Annotated in this window: 12 protein-coding genes; 9 read left to right on the plus strand and 3 right to left on the minus strand. The window is 72.4% G+C overall.

The features are described 5' to 3' along the window. Positions 1-43: 43 nt before the first annotated feature. The 3 genes from ACFWWR_RS36120 to ACFWWR_RS36130 are packed head-to-tail and all read left to right on the plus strand — an operon-like array spanning position 44 to position 3,155. Positions 44-712, plus strand: a complete 669-nt coding sequence (locus tag ACFWWR_RS36120; protein ID WP_383865692.1) for a response regulator transcription factor — start codon at positions 44-46, stop codon at positions 710-712. An 11-nt stretch (positions 713-723) separates the two neighbouring features. Beyond that, entirely contained in the window at positions 724-2,166 is a 1,443-nt protein-coding gene (locus ACFWWR_RS36125) for a sensor histidine kinase (RefSeq protein ID WP_384307787.1), read from the plus strand. Continuing rightward, positions 2,163-3,155, plus strand: coding sequence for a TAXI family TRAP transporter solute-binding subunit (locus tag ACFWWR_RS36130; RefSeq protein WP_384307789.1), 993 nt, complete (start codon positions 2,163-2,165; stop codon positions 3,153-3,155). The genes ACFWWR_RS36125 and ACFWWR_RS36130 overlap by 4 nt, the downstream gene beginning before the upstream one ends. 42 nt (positions 3,156-3,197) lie before the next feature. Here ACFWWR_RS36130 and ACFWWR_RS36135 read toward each other — a convergent pair whose 3' ends face one another. Beyond that, the gene (locus ACFWWR_RS36135; RefSeq protein WP_383865698.1) at positions 3,198-4,502 is read right to left on the minus strand and encodes a helix-turn-helix domain-containing protein; all 1,305 of its coding nucleotides are present in this window, start codon (positions 4,500-4,502) and stop codon (positions 3,198-3,200) included. Positions 4,503-4,718: 216 nt separating this feature from the next. Between ACFWWR_RS36135 and ACFWWR_RS36140 the strand changes: the two genes are divergently transcribed. Together ACFWWR_RS36140 and ACFWWR_RS36145 are read left to right on the plus strand one after the other, a co-directional pair. Then, entirely contained in the window at positions 4,719-5,495 is a 777-nt protein-coding gene (locus ACFWWR_RS36140) for a DUF4232 domain-containing protein (protein WP_383865700.1), read from the plus strand. A gap of 127 nt (positions 5,496-5,622) precedes the next feature. Then, positions 5,623-6,414 carry an Fpg/Nei family DNA glycosylase gene (locus tag ACFWWR_RS36145; RefSeq protein ID WP_383865702.1) on the plus strand — a complete coding sequence of 264 codons (792 nt, stop codon included), beginning with the start codon at positions 5,623-5,625 and terminating at the stop codon, positions 6,412-6,414. Positions 6,415-6,503: 89 nt separating this feature from the next. On the opposite strand, the gene ACFWWR_RS36150 is transcribed toward ACFWWR_RS36145, so the two are convergent. Continuing rightward, the gene (locus ACFWWR_RS36150; RefSeq protein ID WP_383865704.1) at positions 6,504-8,453 is read right to left on the minus strand and encodes a glycoside hydrolase family 97 catalytic domain-containing protein; all 1,950 of its coding nucleotides are present in this window, start codon (positions 8,451-8,453) and stop codon (positions 6,504-6,506) included. Positions 8,454-8,742: 289 nt separating this feature from the next. Here ACFWWR_RS36150 and ACFWWR_RS36155 point away from each other — a divergent pair, with 289 nt between their 5' ends. Then, positions 8,743-11,208 (plus strand): SpoIIE family protein phosphatase, encoded by a 2,466-nt coding sequence (locus tag ACFWWR_RS36155; protein WP_384307792.1) that lies wholly within the window; start codon positions 8,743-8,745, stop codon positions 11,206-11,208. A 41-nt stretch (positions 11,209-11,249) separates the two neighbouring features. Here the strand turns inward: ACFWWR_RS36155 and ACFWWR_RS36160 are convergent, their stop codons facing one another. Then, positions 11,250-11,516, minus strand: a complete 267-nt coding sequence (locus ACFWWR_RS36160; protein ID WP_383865708.1) for a hypothetical protein — start codon at positions 11,514-11,516, stop codon at positions 11,250-11,252. Between the two features lie 348 nt (positions 11,517-11,864). Here ACFWWR_RS36160 and ACFWWR_RS36165 point away from each other — a divergent pair, with 348 nt between their 5' ends. From ACFWWR_RS36165 to ACFWWR_RS36175, 3 genes are all read left to right on the plus strand, one after another. Beyond that, positions 11,865-13,511: a serine/threonine-protein kinase gene (locus ACFWWR_RS36165; protein ID WP_383865710.1), complete on the plus strand. Its 1,647-nt coding sequence runs from the start codon at positions 11,865-11,867 to the stop codon at positions 13,509-13,511. Then, the gene (locus ACFWWR_RS36170) at positions 13,508-14,590 is read left to right on the plus strand and encodes a hypothetical protein (protein ID WP_384307795.1); all 1,083 of its coding nucleotides are present in this window, start codon (positions 13,508-13,510) and stop codon (positions 14,588-14,590) included. Before ACFWWR_RS36165 ends, ACFWWR_RS36170 begins: the two co-directional genes overlap by 4 nt. 139 nt (positions 14,591-14,729) lie before the next feature. Further along, on the plus strand, positions 14,730-15,206 hold the full coding sequence (locus ACFWWR_RS36175) for an SRPBCC family protein (RefSeq protein WP_383865714.1): 477 nt from the start codon (positions 14,730-14,732) through the stop codon (positions 15,204-15,206). The last annotated feature ends 106 nt before the right edge of the window (positions 15,207-15,312 follow it).

Raw genomic sequence — 15,312 nt, forward strand, 5'->3', positions numbered from 1 at the left:
TCTAGATTCGGACCCGGCATGTGGCCGAAGGGAGGTGGGCGGGGTGCAGATACTGCTGGCCGAGGACGACGACGGAGTGGCCGCGGCCCTCGTGGAGGTCCTCTACGATCATGGTCATGTCACCAGGCGGGTCCGGTACGGCAGCGAGGTGATGACCTACCACCGCAGCTCCGACCTGCTCCTTCTCGATCTGGGCCTGCCCGACATCGACGGTCTCGAGGTGCTTCGCGCCGTGCGGGCCGTGAGCGATCTGTCGGTGGTGGTGCTCACCGCGCGCGGCGACGAACGTTCGGTCGTACGGGGGCTGCGGCTCGGGGCCGACGACTACCTCGTCAAGCCCGTACGCCTCGCCGAACTGCTCGCCCGGATCGAGACCGTCACTCGGCGCACCGCCGCCAAGGGCGCCCCCGCGGTACGTACGGTCCGTGCCGGTGACGTCGAAATCGACCTCGACGCACGCCGGGTCCGGGTCGGCGGGGCGGAGGTCGAACTGACCACCAAGGAGTTCGACATCCTCGCCGTACTGGCCGGGAGGGCGGGCACCGCGGTCAGCCGTGAACAGCTCCTGGACGAGGTGTGGGGCGACGCCCACCACGCCGTGTCCCGCTCCCTCGACGTCCACCTCACCCAGCTGCGCGCCAAGCTGCGCCGCCCCGAGCTGCTCACCACGATCCGGGGCTTCGGCTACCGCTTCGGGGACCTCGGCGACTGAGGAGCCGAGGCGTGCGCACCAGGGTCCAGGCCGCGCTGTTGGTGTTCGCCGTTCTCGCGGTGGCCGCGTTCGCCGTACCGCTGCTCTTGTTCACCGCCTCCGACCGCACCCAGCAGCTGGTCCTCTCCCGCAGCGCCGACCTCGACCGCTTCGCGTCCCTCATGGACCAGGCCGCCGCCACCGGCGACACCTCCGCGCTCACCGCCGAGGCCAGGCGCTACACCCAGCTGTACGGCGAACCGCTCGTCGTCACCGACACGCGCCGCAGCCCGGTCGTCGAGACCGGCGGCATGCGGGCCGCCGACCCCGCCGTGGCCCAGCTGCTCGACGCGGCCCTGCGCAACCAGACCGCGCGTCCTTCGGCCGCGCTGCGCCCCTGGTCACGCGGGTACCGGATGTTCGCCGAGCCCGCCGGCACCGGGACCCGGGTCTCGGGGGCCGTCGTGCTGCGGGCCTCGGTGGCGACCGCGGCGGACGACCTCACCCGGCGCTGGGCCGCCGTCCTCGCCGGAACGGCTCTGGTCGCCCTCGCCTGTACGGTCCTCGCCCGGGCCGCGACGGGCTGGGTGGTCAGCCCGCTGCGCCGCCTCGACCGTGCGGTCGGCCAGCTCGCGGCGGGCCTGCCGCCCGAACAGACCCGGGCCGGCGGCCCACCGGAGCTGCGTCAGCTCGCGACCGGCTTCAACCGCATGGCGCGTACCGTCACGGCGGCCCTGGAGCAGCAACGCCGGCTCGTCGCCGACACCTCGCACCAGATGCGCAACCCCATGGCGGCGCTCAGGCTGCGCGTCGACGCCCTGCACGCTCACCTGCCGTCGTCGGCCGACCGTACGTACACCGGGGTCACCACCGAGCTCGACCGCCTGGAGAACCTCCTCGACGACCTGCTGGCCCTCGCCGCCGCGGAACACCGGGCCGGGGAACTGACGGTGACCGACGGGTCGGACGCCCACTGCGACACGACGGAGGTCGCGGCCGCCCAGTACCGGCTGTGGGAGCCGGTCGCCCGGCGCGCCGGAGCCCGCCTCATCCTCCGGTCCGCGCCGGCGCCGGTCACGGCCGCCTGCACGGACCGCGAACTCGCCCAGGTCACGGACATCCTGCTGGACAACGCCATCAAGTACGCGGGCCCGGGCGCCGAGATCTCGCTGCGCTGCACCACCGAAGGCGCTCGCGCGATCCTCACGGTCACGGACGACGGTCCCGGCCTGGCCACGGAGGAACTCGCCCTCGCCACCACCAGGTTCTGGCGCTCGGGCCGGCAGAACGGGACAGCGGGCACCGGGCTGGGCCTGGCCATCGCCGAACAACTGCTGGCGGGCCGGGGCGGCCGGCTGGAGCTGGGGGCGGGGCGGCCGCGGGGGTTGCGGGCCCGGGTGGTCGTGCCCGGGGGCCGGGCCGCCGCCGACGGGAGTAGCGGCGCCGGTGCCGGTGCCGAGGGTGGTCTGTCATGACCCGCCCCGTCGACCGCCGCACCGTCGTCCGGGCCGCTCTCGGCTCGGCGGCCGTCGCCGTCCTCGGCGGTGCGCTCACGGGCGACGCCTCCGGGCAGCGTCCCGGACCGAGCGGTGTGCTGCGGTTCGCGACCGGTGAGCCGACGGCGTTCTACGCGGCCTTCGGCCGCCTCCTCGCCGCCCAACTCGAAGCGGAGTACCCCCGCCTGGACTGCCGCGTGCGCACCACCGCGGGCAGCGTCACCAACATCGAGCTGCTCCGCGACCGACGCGCGGACCTCGCCCTCGTCCTCACCGACACCGCGCGGGCCGCCCAGGGCACCGCCCTCTTCCCGCGCCCGGTGCCCCTGCGCGCCATCGGCAGGGTGTACGAGACCTACCTCCAGTTCGCCGTCCGCGCCGACTCGCCCGTGCGTGCCGTGTCCGACCTGGCCGGACACACAGTGTCGCTCGGCGCGGCCGGATCGGGCGCGGCCGTGCTCGGCGAACGGCTCCTGCACGCCGCGGGTCTCGCGCCCGGCACCGACGTCCCCGTACGTCATCTGCCACTGGCCCCCGCGGCCGACGCCATGCGGGCGGGCGGCGTCGACGCCCTGCTCGTCGCCGGCGGCGTACCGCTGCCCGTCCTGTCCGGACTCGACGACCGGCCCGGCCTGCGCTTCCTGCCGCTGGCCGGCCTGCTGCCCGGACTCGGCGACCGCGACGGCCGGGCCGGCTCGGGCCTGGAGGAGGTGTCCCTGCCGCAGGGCGCCTACCGGAGGGCGGGCGGCGTCGCCACCATCGGGGTGTCCAACCTGCTGGTCTGTCGCGCCGACCTCTCGCGCACCGTGGCCGACGCGCTCACCCGCCTCCTGGTGCTCCGCGCGACCGCACTCGTCCCCGACAACGCCGTCGGCACCCAGTTCCTCGACGTCGGCAGCCTGATCGGCACGGGCAGCATCGCCCTGCACCCCGGGGCGGCCGCGGCCTACCGCTCGCTGCACGGCTGAGCGCCCGCCCCGACGACCGTCATCCGGCCGCCTGCCGCGCACTCAGCCGGGAACGTCGGGATTCCACTCGTCCCGCGACCACTCGGAGTCACCGAGCGGGTAGATGTACGCGGGCCGCCCCACGTTCCCGCTCGTGCGGAACGGGTTGCCCTTGTCGTCGATGCGTACGGTGCCCTGTTCGTCGCCGCTGGACCATTCCAGCTCCAGGTACCAGCTCACGTAGTGCGTCCGCGCGTCCGCGAAGATGTAGAAGACCTCGGGGTCGGACTCACTCACTTTGTACGGGAAGTCCCGCTGCCCGGCCTTGGGGGAGAGCGCGGGCCGCCCGGCGTCGAGGTCCACACCGAACGCGGCCGTGTCGACACCGCCTCCGCACCCGACGCCCATCGAGAAGTCGTTCCAGGCGAGCGGCGCGCTCTTCTCCACGACCCGCACATGCAGGTCATCCAGGACGACGGTGGCCTTCCCGCTGCCCTGCACGTTCAGCGCGAGCATCTGCTGTCCGCCGGCGACCGCGCCGAAGGCGGTGACCCACCCGCGGGCGTCGGGTTCGTTCGGCGGCGGAGGCACCCGTTCGGGCTTCTGGTCGACGAGGTAGTGCTGGCTGCACGGCCCTTCCCACTTGTACGGATTCACGGAGACGGCGGGCGCGGTGGCCCCGTCCTCGGCACCGCCCCCTCGGGGCGCCCCGGCCGCCGCACCGCTCCGGGAGGCGGAGACGGAGACGGAAGCCGTGGGACTGCCGCTGCGCGAGGCGGACGGCGAGGCCGACCTGCTCTTCGGGTCCGCCGACCTGGAAGCCGCCGGACTGTCGTCGACGGACTCGGAGGCGGCCCCTACGGACTGCTTCCCGCCCTGGTCGTCGTCGCCCGTGCCGGGCACGAGATCCGCCACGAGCGCGGCCGACACGAGGGCGGCGGCCACGGCGGCACCGGCGAGGACGACGGTACGCCGCCGCCGCGCCACGGGGGCCACGGGCGGCTCGGCCGGAGACCTCCGCTCGACCTCGGGGACGGCCTCGCCCTCCGACACCGCGGTCTCGGCCTCCGCCGCTGTCGCCACCGTCCCCCGCGGCTGCTCCTCCGCAGGGCCCCCGTCCGCCTTCTGCCCGCGCCGGGCATCCGCGAGAACCCACCGCCGGTGCAGCTCCACCAGCTCCTCGGGCGTCGCCTTGCACACCCGCGCGAACCGCTCCACGGGCGCGTAGTCCGTCGGTACGGCGTCCCCGTTGACGTACCGGTGAAGCGTGGACGCGCTCGTGTGCAGCCGCTTACCGAGCACCCCGTAACTGAGCCCGGACCGCTCCTTCAACTGCCCCAACAACTCCGAGAATGCGTCCCCCGCCACCGTTCCTCCCACTCCCCACGTCCCGGGCCACCGTTCCAGGGGGAGGTCATTTCCCCAGGTCGGAGGCGCTACCAGCGTTCCAGCGTCCCGGATGCCGCGGCAGTCGTGGCGGCCGGGACGGATCACCGCACAAGCTTGGGCCATCCAAGCACGCCGCTCCCGGCACCCGGTCGAGCGGCCCGTGCCAACACCCGTACACACCAGGGGGATTCACTCATGTCCGCACGCACCACCCGCGTCCACATGCTCGCCGCCGCGCTCAGCATCGCCGCGCTGACCTTGACGGCGTGCAACAACGGAGAGGGCGTCCAGGACGAGGGAGCATCAGCGGGCTCCGCGTCCACGGCGGCACCGGCGGCCTCCACCACCCCTTCGCCCAAGGCGAGCGGCGGAGCGTCGGCGGGGACGGGACAGACCGACGCCGGGGGCGCGACCGGCGGCGCGGCCGGCTCGGGCGGTACGACGGGTTCCACGGGGACGTCGGGCTCCACGGGCTCGGGCACCACGGGTTCCCGGGGCACTGCCGGGTCTACGGGCACGGCGGGGTCTTCGGGCACCTCGGGTTCGCAGGACTCGGCGTCCGCCACAATCCCCTGCTCCGGCACCGCCACCCGGACGACCGCCACGGTGGTCTCCCGCCCCCTGAACCACCTCCTCCTCACCGTCACCAACACCGGCTCGAAGAACTGCAACCTCACCGGCTACCCCGCCGTCCGGTTCGGCGAGGCCCAGTCCGTCCCGCCGGCCTTCGAGGACTCCAAGCCGCAGGCGGTGGTCACGCTGGCCCCCAACGAGTCCGGCTACGCGAGCGTCCTGCTCGCGGCCGCGGACGGCAGCGGCTCCAACGGCTACACCGCCAAGTCCCTCGAGGTCTTCCTCGGCAACGGCGCGAGCGCCGCCCGCCCGTCACTGCCCGCCAAGGGCGTGTACGTCGACGACTCGATCGGCGTCTCGTACTGGCAGTCGACGATGGCCGACGCCCTGGCCTGGTGACACACCGGCGAGTCAGGCTCCCTGCGAGGTCGGCGCAGGGGGCCGGATCTCTCGACCGCCCGGCGCCGGCACGCCGGCCTGCCGCGAGCGACCATGGCGGGAGGGCGGGGAGAGAGGACGTACCGCCATGCCTGAGCTGCCCGACGTCGAGGGATTCCGCGAGGTGCTCGAGTCCTGCGCCAGGGGCAGGCTCGTCCAGCGTGTCGACGTACGTGACGCGGGGGTCCTGCACGAGGTGAGCGTGCGGCGGCTGCGCCAGGCGCTGGAGGGGCGGCGGTTCGGCAGGCCGGAGCGGCACGGGAAGTGGCTGCTCGCCCGCACCGACGACGGCCCCACGGTCATGCTGCACTTCGGCATGACCGGCCAACTGGTCTGCGGTCGTCCGGGCGATGAGATCGAGGCCCACGACCGCGTCCTGTTCACCCTGGAGGGCGACCGCGGGCTCCGCTACCGCGATCAGCGCAAGCTCAGGGGGCTCTGGCTCGCCGACGACGACTCCGACGTCGTACGGCTGCTGGACGGGCAGGGTCCCGACGCGATGGCGGTGGATCGCGAGGAGTTCGAGGCCGCGCTCGTTTCCCACCGCGGCCGGGTCAAGACCGTCCTCACCGACCAGTCCGTGGTGGCCGGGCTCGGCAATCTGCTCGCCGACGAGATCCTGTGGCGCGCCGGGCTGAGTCCCACCGGGCGGGCGAACGACCTCACCGAACCCGAACGCCGCCGCCTCTACACCCACATGCGCCGCACGCTGCGCTCCGCGGTCACCGCCCGCCGCGTTCCCCCACGCGACACCTGGCTCACCGGCCATCGCGACGCCCCGACCCCGACCTGCCCCCGCTGCGGCACGCCCCTGCGCCGCTCCCGCCTGGCGAGCCGCACCACGGTGTGGTGCCCCCATTGCCAGCCGGACGACTCCTGAGCCGTTCACGGACCCGGTCGACAACGGCTGGAATGCACACCTTTCCCGGCCCCGGGCCCGGTATCGCGTGGCTCCGCTCCTCGCCGGGGTCAGCTCGGCTGCAGGACGACGGCCTGGCCGCCCGCACCGGCCATGACCACGTCCAGTGTGGTCGCCGCAGTGACGGTCTGCGTACTGACCACGACCGGGGTCCGGTACGGGCTGCTGCCGGGCGTGCCGTCGGCGTACACGGTCGCCGTGTAGGTGCCCTCGTCCAGGAACGACAGCGGGAGCGACAGCGTCCGGGCCGTCTCGTCGGTCATCGCCCCGAGGTACCAGGTGGAGCCGTTGCGCCGGGCCACCGCCACGTACTCGCCGATCGATCCGGCCAGGGTCCTGCTCTCGTCCCAGGTCGTGGGGATGGCGTTGAACCAGGGCAGTCCGGGCCAGCCCGCCGTGCCCGCGTACTTGGACGGCTTGTCGTACCAGAAGAGGAAGTTGAGCGGCTGGTAGTAGACGGCGGCCATCGCCATCTGGTGGGCGTTGGTCGTCTTGTTGCGGGACTGGCCGTAGCAGATGGTGTAGTCCAGCGGGCCGCCGATGTTGCGGGCGAAGGGCAGCGTCACGTTGTGGGTGGCGGTCGGGAACTGCTCGTTGCCCCGGACGCCTTCCAGGCTGATGTAGTTCGGGTAGGTGCGCTCGTAGCCGAAGGGCCGGACGTCGTCGTGCATGTCGATCAGCAGCTGGTACTTCGCGGCTGTCTCGGCCCAGCCGGTGATCTGGTTGGTCATCGTCTGCGTGCCGTCGTTGATGAAGCCGAGCTTGATGCCCGCGACGCCCCAGCTCTTGTACAGGCCGAACAACGAGTCCCCGTCGGACAGGGCGAGCCGGTTGACGTAGAGGAAGACACCGATGCCCTTGCCGGTGGCGTACGAGATGACCGAGGGCAGGTCGATGGCGGCGATGGGCGTCGTCGCGTCGGTGGTGGTGAACTCGGGCCCGTACCAGCCGGCGTCGTACTCGATGTAGTCGATGCCGCGGGCCACCGCGAAGTCGACGCCCGCCAGGCCGGCGGCGGTGGACAGTTCGCAGCGGAAGACCTTGCCCGGCTTGATCCACGAGGTGTCGGCCAGGGCGGTGGGCGGGGCGAGATTGAGCACCAGCTCGGCGTTGTCGACCAGCTCGGCGTGCGTGGATCCGATCACCACCACGCGCCAGGGCGTCGCGAAGGGGGTGTCGACCGTGGAGGTCGTCTCCACCGGTCCGGTGCCGCGGGCGGTGTGCTCCATCAGGAAGGCCGAGAGGGTGTCCGGCTGCCCGTCGACCGAACTGAGCATCAGGCGGGGGAAGTTCACGCGGGACGACTCACAGACGCAGGCGAGGTACCCGTTGGAGAGGGAGGCGGTCAGCGGCAGGTCGGTCAACGGGCCCTGGTCCGTGCCCGAGGTTCCGGTGACCGGGATCGAGCCGGGAGCGACCGGGACGTAGGCGTCCTCGTCACGGGCGCTGTAGACGGTGGTGTCGGCCGGGAAGGCGAACGTCGTCAGCTCGTCGGAGATGGTGGCGGTGCCCTCGTCGAGCAGGACGTAGCGGAGCGCGACGCCGGTCCTGTAGGCGCGGATCTGGACGCCGAAGCGGATGCCCGAGGCAGTGTCCCGGAGATGCCAGCGCTGTTCCTGGTAGAGGTCGGTGACGGTCGCGTTGCGCCCGTACACCGGAGACCAGGTGTCGTGGACGGTCCGGTACTGGTTCCGGGTCACCGTCACGTCGCTGCCGAGGACGGTTCCGTCGCCCAGCCTGAGCCCCAGGGCCGAGGTGTCGATCACGGTCCTGCCGTTGCGCTTGGCGGACCACCGGAGCGCCCCGTTCACCACCGACATCGTGATGGACGTGCCGCCCATGCGCGCGGTCGCGCCCGCCGCGCCGACCGGGGCGTCGGCCGCGTGGGCGGGCTGCGTGGTGCCGAGCCCCACCGCCGCCACACCGACGGTGACGGCCGCGCCCTTGAGCACGCCCCGGCGGGACAGCGCGGGCTCTCCCGGGTCTCCTGGAGTTCTCATCGTGAAGGGACCTCTCCTTCGAGGATCGCGTCGGTACGCGCTCGCAGGCGGACGGAATTTGGGTAGTAACCGGTTACTTCCGTGGGGAACGTACGCGCCGAAGAATCTTGGGTCAAGGGTTTCGACCGACGGCGAACCGGCCCTCGACGGCGGTGGTGGGGCCGCTTCGCAGGGGTGGCCTGCTCGCGGAGCCGCATGGAATTACAGTGAAAAAAGGGTGAATGATGCCATAACGGGGCATGTGGAGCCCGTTGGGGGTGAGAGCTCAGCGAGAGCGAGATGAGCGGTCATGGAGCGGCGTATCGTCGACGACCCGGGAGTGAGCCCTGGCCCGGATGTCGTCCGTGGGGCGCTCACCGCGAGCGCCACCGTCGACGAACACGGCACCGTGACCGGCTGGAGCGAGGGCGCCGAACACCTGCTCGGCTACGCGGCGACGCAGATCCTGGGCCGACCGGTCGCCTCGCTCCTCGCCGAGCAGCCCACGGCGAGCGACCTCCAGCCCTTCTCGGAGCTGCCGAGGTGGCACGGCGCGCTCACTCTCCGGCACCGGGACGGCCACCGCGTCGGAACCAAGGTCCTGGCGCATCACCGGACGCGGGAGGACGGGACCCGCGACTGGCTCATGATCTCCGCCGTGACCGGGTCGCGGCCCCACCCCGACGACGACGCACTCATGCGGCAGGGTCTCCTCCTGTCCCCGTTCTGCGCGACGTCGGTCCACGACACGGACCTGCGCATGCGCTGGTCGAACCGGGCCTCGCGCGGCGCACTGGGTCTGAGCGACGACGAGATGCGCGGGCTGCGGCTGTCGGACGTGCTGGACGACCCCGTGGTCGGGGAGGTCGAGCGGCTGATGCGGCGGGCCCTGGAGACCGGCGAGGCGCAGTACATGGAAAACCATGCGCGTGCCCCCGGCGAGACCCGTGAGCACGCCTGGTCGGTCCACCTCTACCGCCTGGAGGACCCGGACGGCCGCGTCCTGGGCGTCGCCTCCACCGGGCACGACATGACGGAGCAGTACTGGGCCCGCAAACGCCTCCAGCTGATCGCCGAGGCCGGTCAGCGCATCGGCAGCACCCTCGACGTGACGCGGACGGCACAGGAACTGGCGGACGTGGCGGTCCCGGACCTCGCCGACTTCGTCAGCGTCGACCTGCTGGCGTCCCTCGACGACCTGCACGAGGAGGCCCAGGTGATTCCGGCGGCCAGCTCCCTCGCGCTGCGGCGCATCGCCCACCGGTCCGTGTATCCGGGAAGCCCGGAAGCGGTCGTGAGGCCGGGCGAGGTGGACGAGTACCCGGACGGCTCCCCGCCGGTGGAGAGTCTGCGGTCGGGACGCGCCGTACTGCGCAAGGTGACCGAGCCCGCGATCGCCGACTGGGTGGCCCAGGACCCGCTCAGGACCTCCCGGATCCGCGAGTTCGGCTTCCACTCGGTGATGGCCGTGCCCCTCTCGGCGCGCGGAACCACCCTGGGCGTCGCCGTCTTCGCCCGGCACCGGCACCCCGAGCCGTTCCAGCAGGACGACCTCGTCCTCGCGGAGGAACTCGCGGCCCGGGCGGCCGTCTGCATCGACAACGCCCTGCGCTACACCCGCGAACGCGGCACGGCCGTCACCCTGCAACGCAGCCTGCTGCCGCGGAGCCTGCCCGACCAGGCCGCGGTCGAGGTCGCCTTCCGCTACCTCCCGGCCGGCGCCCGGGCCGGAGTGGGCGGGGACTGGTTCGACGTCATCCCGCTGTCCGGATCCAGGGTGGCGCTGGTCGTGGGCGACGTCGTCGGCCACGGCATCCACGCCTCCGCCACCATGGGCCGGCTGCGAACCGCCGTACGCACCCTGGCCGACATCGATCTGCCCCCCGACGAACTGCTCACCCACCTCGACGACTTGGTGGGCCACCTGGCGATCGAGGCGGAAGGCACGGAACGGCGGACCGCCGGGGACGCGGAAACCGCGGGCGACGTCGGAGCGACCTGTCTGTACGCCGTCTACGACCCCGTCTCCCGGCACTGCACGCTCGCCCGAGCCGGGCATCCGCTGCCGGCCGTGGTGAGCCCCGACGGCACCGTGGAACTGCTCGACCTTCCGGCGGGACCCCCACTGGGCCTGGGCGGACTTCCCTTCGAGTCGGTCGAGATCGAACTGCGGGAAGGCAGCCTGCTCGCCCTCTACACCGACGGCCTGGTCGAATCCCGCGACAACGACGTCGACATCGGCATCACCCGGTTGTGCCAGACCCTCGCCGGCCCCGCCGCTTCCCTGGACGTCCTGTGCGACACGGTACTGGGAGCCGTACTCCCCGAGCGGCCCACCGACGACGTCGCCCTCCTCATCGCCCGCACCCGCGCACTCGACGCCGACCAAGTCGCCGCCTGGGACGTGGCCCCCCACCCCTCCGCCGTCGCCGAGGTTCGCAAGAACGCCGTGGCCCGGCTGGAGGGCTGGGGTCTGAACGATGCGGCCTTCATCACGGAACTGGTCGTCAGCGAACTGGTCACCAACGCCATCCGGCACGCCCAGCCGCCCATCCAACTGCGCCTCATCCACGACACGAGCCTCATCTGCGAGGTCTCGGACGCCAGCAACACGGCACCCCACATGCGCCGCGCCCGCACCTACGACGAAGGCGGCCGCGGGCTCCTCCTGGTCGCCCAGCTGACCCACCGCTGGGGCACCCGCCCCACCCCCAGCGGCAAGACGATCTGGGCGGAACAGAGCATCGATCCTGTCCAGCCGCCTTTTACCGACTGAACCCGCTGTCGAAGTCCCAGGTAGGAATTCGCCCCAGGCACTCACTGCGGCTGTCGGGTGTGCCGGTGCCGGCGTCGGCGCACAGTGACGACGCAGGCGAGCATGCCGAGGCCCCAGGCGATCAGAAGGGCGCCCCACATCGGCATGGTCACCAACGGGACGAGCAGACGAATCTCCACGCTCGTGCGGTTCTCGAAGATGAAGAGCAGAGCGATCGCGGTGATCAGAACGAACGGAGCGAGGCGGCGGACGCCGGGGCGGGACAGAAACGGCGTGTGCGCCTTGTGGTCTGGGCTGGTCTGAGCCATGGGGTGTCTCTCCATCACATAGCCCCCGCCTCCAGCGTCCCCTGTCAGCACGTGGCGCGCCACCGAGGATCCGAGGATCGATCCCTGATCCTTTTCAGCCAGCCCTGATCCACACCGCGGCGGTGGCGAAAGGGGTCAGGGAAGGGTCAGGGAGCAGGCTTGGCCGGCCGGACAGCCGCCTGAAACGGGACCGCACGCCGTACTGTCACCAGTGTTCCGGGCCGAGCCGCGAGGCAGTCCTGGAAGCCGCACCGCAACCACAGTGGCTGAAAGTGTGTCTTTGGGTGCATGCTCCGTGCTCCGGGGCGGGTGAGTTTCCGGCAGCACGTGCGGCCTTGGGGGGCTGGAATGAACACATGGGCAGTGCCCGGATACTCCGAGTCACTGGAGCTCGGGTCAGGGGCGAGCGGGCGGGTCATCCTCGCCGTGCACGAGGAGACCGGCGTCGAGGTCGCGGTCAAGTACCTCAGCGAGTCACTGCGCACCCGGCCCGGCTTCGTACGCGACTTCAGGGCGGAGGCGCGGCTGCTGGGCGGCCTGGAGAGCCCGTACGTCACCGGGTTGTACGAGTACGTCGAGAGCCCGGACGGCGCCGCCATCGTGATGGAGCTGGTGGAGGGTGTCTCGCTGCGGACCCTGCTGACCAGGCAGGGCCCGCTCGATCCCGAGGCCGCCCTCGTGGTCCTCAAGGGCTCGTTGCTCGGCCTGGCCGACGCGCACCGCGTCGGCGTCGTCCACCGCGACTACAAGCCGGCGAACGTCCTGGTCGTGCCGGACGGATCGTCCAAGCTCGTCGACTTCGGGATCGCGGCCGACGCCGGCACCAGCGTCGGCGTGGCGGGAACCCCCGCCTACATGGCCCCGGAGCAGTGGACCGGCGCGCCCGCCTCTCCCTCCGCCGACGTGTACGCGGCCACGGCCACGTTCTTCGAGTGCCTGACGGGCCGCAAGCCCTACTCGGGCGACAATCTCGCCGAACTCGCGCTGCAGCACGTCGATGCGCCCGTCCCCGCCGAGGAGGCCCCCGAGGCGGTGCGGGAGCTGGTACGCCGCGGTCTGGCCAAGGACCCGCGGGAACGGCCCGGACACGCCGAGGCATTCGTCACGGAACTGGAGACGGCCGCCCGCGCCGCCTACGGGCCCGACTGGGAGGAACGCGGCCGCGGCCGGCTCGCCGCGCTGGTGGCCCTGCTGCCGCTGCTGCTGCCCTCGGCCCGCAACGCCCCGCGCACCACGACGGACACCGCGCGCACGGTCCTGCGCGGCGAACCGGGCCTCGGCCCGGCGCAGTCGTGGCGTCCCGGCCGGCCGGGGATGCTGGTGGCCGGTGTGGCCGTACTCCTGGCAGTCCTCCTCTCCTACGGCAGCCGGCTCACCCCGGGAGCGAATCCGCAACAGGCGGGGCAGGCCCTGGCCACCACCAGTGCCCAGCCCGGCGCGGAGCCGGGAGGGCCCACCGCTGCGCCCACGCCGGCGGACTCCTCCCCACCGCCCTCGACGTCCACCGGGTCCTCCGACCCCTCTCCCTCGGACCCGGACACCTCCGGCACCGGCGAGCCCTCGGCGTCCGCCGCCACCACGACTGCGGCCCCTGCGGCGACGACACCCGGCGCGGCCACCACCGAGGCAACCCCGACGACCGCTTCCCCCACCGGGCCGGCCGCTCCCGCCGTCAAGGACGTCACGGTGTCGAGCTTCCAGCAGACGGGTGCGACGACCGGCACGGCAACGATCGACATCACCACGGACGGCGCCGGGCCGATCGCCATCACCGTCTCGTGGTCCACGGGCGACACCGGGCTGCAGCTCGGCACCACCCCGGACGGTGCGCCCCAGACGTTCGAGCGCAGCGGCGCCACCCACTACACGCTCACCGTCGACCACACCTTCCAGGGCAACGGCTGTTACTGGGCGGTGCAGGCCACGACCACTCCGGCCTCCGCCGACGGCGGCGCCTCGCAGCAGCTTCTCACCAGGCGGTGTGACATCCGATGACCACTCACGACGACCACACCCCCGCCCCTCCCGACGACGGAGAGCCCACCCGGGTGCTCGACCCGGCCGACGAGCATGCGGCTGCGGTGCGCCTGGGCTCCGCTGACGCGCACGCCCCTGCCGTGCCCTTGGGCTCGGCCGACGAGTACGCCTCCACCGTGCGCCTGGGCTCCGCTGACGGGCGCGCTTCGACGGTGCGCGTGGGCCCTGTTGATGAGCATGCCTCTACTGTGCCCTTCGGCTCGGCTGACGGAGGCGCCTCCACCGTGCGCCTGGACCCTGCTGACGGACGCGCTTCGACCGTGCACCTCGGCCCCGCCGACGAGCACGCCTCCACCGTGCACCTTGGCCCCGCCGACGGACGCGCCTCGACCGGTGAACACGCCTCGAGTCGTGAACACGCGCCGAGCGACGAGCCCAGCTCCGCCGACGCCGAGTACAGCGCCACTGTGCTGGCCAGCCACTGGATCCAGCGGCCCGAGCCGGACACCACCCTCGTCGGGCCGCCCGCCACGGGGATCCTGCCGACGCCGACGCCGACGCCGACGCCGACGCCGACGCCAGCACCGACACCACCGGATCGCGTCGAAGGCACCGTGCTCCGCTTCGGCCCGGGGGTCACGGCCGCCGTCGCGCACCGCACCCACATGACGCTGCCCGCCGTGCCGCCGCCCCTCGTGCCCCCGCGCCGGCGTCTGCGCAGACACGCACTGCCCGCGTTGGTGCTGGTCTCGGTCATCGCCTTCCTCGCCTGGCAGCGCCACGGGCCCGCCGTCGCGGTGCGTACGGCGTCGGTCACGGCCCGGCCGACGGTTCTGGGATGTGACGCCACCGCGGACATCGTCGCCCTCGTCGCCACGAACGGCCGGCCGGGCACGCTCTCCTACCGCTGGACCCGAAGCGACGGCACCGCCTCGGGCGTGCTGCGCGAAGTGGTGGTCCGTGGCCAGACACAGGCCCGTCTGCACCTGCTGTGGACCTTCCAGGGCAAGGGCCACTACACGGCACGCGCCGAACTGCGCGTCCTCACCCCGACCCACCGCACGGTCACGGCCCAGCTCACGTACGAATGCCCCTGACCTGCCGTCCGAGTGCCGACGGGTCAGGGGCATACGTGATTCAGGGCGGTATGCAGGTCTTCACACCTCCGCACTCGGGTACTCGACGGCGCGACGGAGCGTGCGACGGCCGTCAACGATCGTCAGTGAGGAGGAGCCCGTGAGCACGGTGAAGGATGCAGTGGACGTCGAGGTTCCCGTCCACACCGCCTACAACCAGTGGACGCAGTTCGATGAGTTCCCGAACTTCATGGAGGGCGTCGAGGAGGTACGGCAGCTCGACGAGCGGCACAACCACTGGAAGACCAAGATCGGGGGAGTGCAGCGCGAGTTCGACACCGAGATCGTCGACCAGCTGCCGGACGACCGGATCACGTGGCGGGTCGTCGACGGCGACACCCGGCAACGGGGATCGGTCAGGTTCGAACGACTGGACGACACGCACACCCGCGTGGAACTCACCATGGACTTCGAGCCCTCCGGCATGGTCGAGAAGGGTGCGGACATGCTCGGCATGATCGACCGCCGGGTGAAGGGAGACCTGCACCGCTTCAAGGACTACATCGAAGGGCGCGGGGGAGAGACAGGCGCCTGGCGAGGACGGATCCGGCCCGAGAACCCCGGTTCGGCCCTCTGACACGCACAGACGCGACGGGCAGGCGGGGCCGGCCCGTCGCCGAGAGGTGGCCGGACCGTCCCGGGCCAGCCAGGGGGCTCTTGCGGCGCCGAGCCACGGGGGACAG

Source organism: Streptomyces sp. NPDC058678 (assembly GCF_042714835.1).
Taxonomy (GTDB): domain Bacteria; phylum Actinomycetota; class Actinomycetes; order Streptomycetales; family Streptomycetaceae; genus Streptomyces.

Bases quoted from the DNA above. Each gene is read 5' to 3' on its own strand.
- ACFWWR_RS36170 (WP_384307795.1), top strand. From the start codon at position 13,508: ATGACCACTCACGACGACCACACCCCCGCCCCTCCCGACGACGGAGAG.
- ACFWWR_RS36155 (WP_384307792.1), top strand. From the start codon at position 8,743: ATGGAGCGGCGTATCGTCGACGACCCGGGAGTGAGCCCTGGCCCGGAT.
- ACFWWR_RS36165 (WP_383865710.1), top strand. From the start codon at position 11,865: ATGAACACATGGGCAGTGCCCGGATACTCCGAGTCACTGGAGCTCGGG.
- ACFWWR_RS36140 (WP_383865700.1), top strand. From the start codon at position 4,719: ATGTCCGCACGCACCACCCGCGTCCACATGCTCGCCGCCGCGCTCAGC.
- ACFWWR_RS36130 (WP_384307789.1), top strand. From the start codon at position 2,163: ATGACCCGCCCCGTCGACCGCCGCACCGTCGTCCGGGCCGCTCTCGGC.
- ACFWWR_RS36145 (WP_383865702.1), top strand. From the start codon at position 5,623: ATGCCTGAGCTGCCCGACGTCGAGGGATTCCGCGAGGTGCTCGAGTCC.
- ACFWWR_RS36160 (WP_383865708.1), bottom strand. From the start codon at position 11,516: ATGGCTCAGACCAGCCCAGACCACAAGGCGCACACGCCGTTTCTGTCC.
- ACFWWR_RS36150 (WP_383865704.1), bottom strand. From the start codon at position 8,453: ATGAGAACTCCAGGAGACCCGGGAGAGCCCGCGCTGTCCCGCCGGGGC.